Here is a 1,458-nt window from a genome sequence, read left to right on the forward strand (position 1 = left end):
GGGCATCACCTCGCTCTCCCGCCAGCAGCGCGAGGCAGGAGGGCGCTTCCGCGACGATTTCGAGCGCGCCGCGCGCGAGGGCCTGCAGCCGCAATCCTGGAGCGAGCGCATCGACGGCACTCGAGTGAATGCCGGCATCCCCGACCGCGTCCTCTCAGCCGGCCGCGCCCATGCGCAGGCGGCGGCCGCGCTCGCCCATTGGGAGGTGGCGGATGTGGTGCGCAAGGTCTGCCTCGAAGGCCAGTCGGTGAAGGCCATCGCCGAACGCAGCGGCGACGGGCGGGATGTGGTGGTCAAGCTGCTGAAGGTCGGGCTGGATTTGCTGGCGGTGCACTATGGGATGATGGGGAGGAAGGCGGGGTGAGGGGGTCCTTGAACATCCTGACAGGCTAGCCTAGAACTTGTGGGCCAATGATCTCAGACGTTTCTTAGCCATGCCGCAGTTTTGGTGGGTCAATCATAATCAAACGGCCCGCCAGGAGATCGAGGGCCAGTATCTCTGGTCTCCAAAAACTGAAAGCAACGGCGCGCGCAGCGAATTTTATAACAATATGCGTCGGGCCTCGCCTGGCGATTTCGTCTTGTCCTTTTTCGATCAAGCTATTCGCTATGTCGGCCGAGTTACCGAATTCGCATTCACCGCGCCCAAGCCGGCAGAATTCAAGGAAGCTGGGTCCTACTGGAACAAAGAGGGGTGGCTTCTTCCTGTGTTCCGGACGCGGCTTGAGCCATCTATACGCCCAAAGGCATTGATAGGTGTGCTGGGGCCGCTGCTGCCTAGTAAGTACTCACCGATTAGTCCGACGTCCGGGTCAGGCAATCAAAAAGCGTATCTCGCAAATATTTCGTCGGTGGTGTTTCAAACAATCGTCACCGACGCAGTTTTCGATCGCGCCGCTCTGGAGCGGGGTGGTGCCAATAGCCTGACTTTCGAAATCGTCAATGAACAGCTCGAAGATGCTGTCGAGCGGCAGATCAAAGATGATCGAAGCCTTGACGATACCGTCAAGAAGAGCGTCATTCTCGCTCGTCGCGGACAAGGGAAGTTTCGGGCCAACGTTGAGACGGTAGAGCGCTCGTGTCGCCTTACAGGAGTGACGAACCCGTCACTGCTGATCGCGAGCCATATCAAGCCATGGCGATTATGCACTTCAGCACAAGAACGACTCGATGGCATGAACGGATTGCTTCTAACGCCCGATGCCGATCATTTGTTCGATCGCGGCTTCATCAGCTTCGATGATGGCGGTGAAGTTCTGGTTTCACCGCGCGTCGATCGAACGGATTTGCAGCGGCTCGGTTTTGATCAACTGGCAATGCAGCGGTTCGGCTTCGCTGAAGCGCCGGCGACCTGGCATGTTGGGGCGTTCACGGCGCAACAGCAAAGCTATTTGGCTCATCATCGGACCGAGGTATTCGTTTGTTGATAGATCCTACTTGCCTCCCTCCGGCGCCTGT

General features: G+C 58.4%; 2 protein-coding genes. Both read left to right on the forward strand.

The genetic code is table 11. The features are described from left to right. A partial coding sequence (locus EN745_RS34755) for a DUF6456 domain-containing protein (RefSeq protein WP_245487910.1) occupies positions 1–364 on the forward strand: 364 nt, incomplete at its 5' end. A 37-nt stretch (positions 365–401) separates the two neighbouring features. Next, the gene (locus EN745_RS34760; protein ID WP_210213789.1) at positions 402–1,427 is read left to right on the forward strand and encodes an HNH endonuclease; all 1,026 of its coding nucleotides are present in this window, start codon (positions 402–404) and stop codon (positions 1,425–1,427) included. Positions 1,428–1,458: the final 31 nt, after the last annotated feature.

Source organism: Mesorhizobium sp. M4A.F.Ca.ET.022.05.2.1, assembly GCF_003998845.1.
Taxonomy (GTDB): domain Bacteria; phylum Pseudomonadota; class Alphaproteobacteria; order Rhizobiales; family Rhizobiaceae; genus Mesorhizobium.